Here is a 1,899-nt window from a genome sequence, read left to right on the forward strand (position 1 = left end):
ATAGTATCAATGCCAATCTCATGGAGTTTGTTCAGGGCTTCCCATTCATTTCTGGCGCCAAGAACCGGTTTGCGTAAATGCAAAAAGTTCTCGAGAATTTCAAACCAGCCCACGCCGCCATGCACTTTTGCAAAATAGCCTTTACCGTTCAGTTCAAATCGAAAGGTACGACGAGCCTCAAGTGCTCTATAGACCTCTCCATCCATTGTTTCCAGCAGTGATTGAGGATCCTTGCCTTGCCAGGCTTTTTTAAAATCGTCTCTAAGATAAAACATGAAGCCAGAATTTCAGTATCCAGACACTACTATTGGTGAGATTTGAATGACTTATCCAGCCACTCAGAAAGCTTTCTTTTTTTCTTGAAAAGTTTATTTTTCAGGGACATTGACCTTGACGTGGGTACCCAGGAGCCGACTTCATGATGAATGGTATAGCAGTGCTCAACCTCATGGGTATTTTGCTGATCAGGGTACATAAAGGATCTGTGAAGTAACTTGATACCCTCAATCTTTTGAGTAACAGCCTTCCTGAGTCCTTTTTCTTGAAGTAATTTCGTTAACAGTTTGGGGCCTGTCAGATGATCTTTTCTAAGGATCCTCTTAGCTAGCTTTATATCGTACTGATTCATGAGGGTTTTGACAAAAGGTGCCTGTTTTTTGGCAGCAATCACAGCAGTGCCTATGTAGCACCTATGGTGATTTTCATCGGATTCAAAACCAAAAAGGCAGCAGACATCATCTTGAAGTTCATGTTCAAAGTTCTGCTTAACCTCGATATCGGTATCGAAATAGATACCACCATGTTCGTATAAAACATACAGGCGAACATAGTCAGCCAGAAACGCCCACTTTTTAGCACTAAGCATGCTTTCAAGGTATGGGTGCCCTCTCGGAATGTTGTCTTCATTCCAATGTATGATTTCATAATCAGGAAAGACGTTCTGCCAATTCTTGATATAAAGTCGTTCCTGTTCAGGAAGTGGTCCACCAAACCAGCAATAATGAATCTTTTTAGGGTGCATTGACTCGTACGCCTATAAATATGACTTCAACGACTGATTGCTGGGAGTGGGCCAGGCATTCTTGCCAGACTTTCGATCAGCCTGTTCAATAATAACATCAGCAGCCTGCTCAGGAAGGCTATACAGATCCTCAGAGCGGCTAAAAGCAAGGGCGTTGTTTTGCCATTCCAGCCAATGCTCTGACTCAAGCATTGTGCTGAGAGCCTCATTCAGAGAGCCCTGGTTAAAAGGACTGGGCAGTACGGTGCCTGCTTTGGCGTCACGGATATAGTGTGCATAGCCACAGACATCGGTGGTCAGCACAGGCAGTCCTGCAACCAGTGCTTCGAGCAGAACGGTACCAGTATTCTCGTTGTACGCTGGATGAATCAGCAGGTCTGCACCCAGCAGAAATCGAGGGACATCATCACGGCCAGCAAAAAAACGAAGCTGATGCTCAATGCCCAATTGTTTGGCCAGTGACTCAAAGGGTTTTTGTTTGTCCTGACCCATAACAAAGAATCGCGTGCTTTGTTTTTTGGTGCGCGGGTAATGAGGCAATAGCCTTGATGGCTCGGTCCAAACCTTTGGTTTTGAAGCCTGAACCTACCATTAGAACCAGCTTGTCTTCATCAGTGAGGGCAAAAGCTTTTTTGAATTCTGCTCTAATGGCATCAGCATTGTCGGGTCGGCATCGATCTCTTGAAATACCCGGAGGAAGCAAGTGAATGCGTTCTTCAGGGGTGTGGTAATAATGCTGAAAAACAGGCTTTTGCAGGGCCGATATCAGCAGGGAAACGGTTTTGCTTTCCTGAGAGAAAACCGCTTCTTCAAAGGCCTTGTAGTGTCGGAAGCGTGGCGTGAGCCGATACCACCAGCCTTTTGATTGGGCTTTATCC

The 1,899-nt window shown here is 45.2% G+C and carries 3 protein-coding genes and 1 pseudogene; all 4 read right to left on the reverse strand.

Annotation, left to right across the window (positions count from 1 at the left end; genetic code table 11):
- Positions 1 to 275: lipopolysaccharide kinase InaA family protein (locus tag KDK19_RS14935; RefSeq protein WP_306801355.1), on the reverse strand; the 275-nt coding region annotated here is incomplete at its 3' end.
- Positions 276 to 304: 29 nt separating this feature from the next.
- On the reverse strand, positions 305 to 1,021 hold the full coding sequence (locus KDK19_RS14940; RefSeq protein WP_257282285.1) for a glycosyltransferase family 32 protein: 717 nt from the start codon (positions 1,019 to 1,021) through the stop codon (positions 305 to 307).
- Between the two features lie 12 nt (positions 1,022 to 1,033).
- Positions 1,034 to 1,513: a glycosyltransferase gene (locus KDK19_RS14945; RefSeq protein ID WP_257292262.1), complete on the reverse strand. Its 480-nt coding sequence runs from the start codon at positions 1,511 to 1,513 to the stop codon at positions 1,034 to 1,036.
- Positions 1,485 to 1,899, reverse strand: a pseudogene (locus KDK19_RS14950) (hypothetical protein); the annotation flags it as partial. The pseudogene KDK19_RS14950 and the gene KDK19_RS14945, both read right to left, overlap by 29 nt.

Origin of the sequence: Endozoicomonas sp. ONNA1, assembly GCF_024606325.1 — a bacterium.
GTDB lineage: Bacteria > Pseudomonadota > Gammaproteobacteria > Pseudomonadales > Endozoicomonadaceae > Endozoicomonas_A.